Below are 550 nucleotides of genomic sequence, written 5' to 3' on the forward strand. Positions count from 1 at the left end.
TTACTTAGGAATTCCTTTCCTTGCTGGTTTTCTCAGTCGTAAGTGGTTAGTCGCTGCAAAGGGTGAGAAGTGGTACAACGATGTGTTTATTCCTCGAATTTCACCCATTACTTTGATCGCTTTGCTCGCCACCATCGTGCTGATGTTCAGCCTCAAAGGAGAGATGATTTTACAACTGCCAATGGATGTGTTCCGCGTGGCAGTCCCACTAGCGATCTACTTCGTATTGATGTTTTTTGCCAGCTTCTTTATCGGGAAGAGAATGGGCATCCCCTACGATAAAAATGCCTCCATCGCATTTACGGCAACGGGTAACAACTTTGAGTTGGCAATTGCGGTTTCCATTGCTGTGTTTGGCCTGAATTCCGACCAGGCATTCGCTGGCGTAATTGGCCCGTTGATCGAAGTTCCGGTTCTGATTGCTTTGGTTAACGTCGCACTGCGGATGAAAACCAAATATAAAAGCTAAAATGGGAAACATTGAGACCGAGCCAAATAGCAATGTTAGGTACTAACTGGCAACGGTTTTGATGTACTCGCTGGGAGTTAA

At 45.6% G+C, this 550-nt stretch carries 1 protein-coding gene; it reads left to right on the forward strand.

Annotated features, from left to right (window positions below):
• The coding region (locus R7093_RS27395) for an arsenic resistance protein (protein WP_411913263.1) at window positions 1-469 on the forward strand (469 nt) is incomplete at its 5' end.
• Window positions 470-550 lie beyond the last annotated feature (81 nt).

It is taken from the genome of Vibrio sp. 1580 (assembly GCF_033340055.1).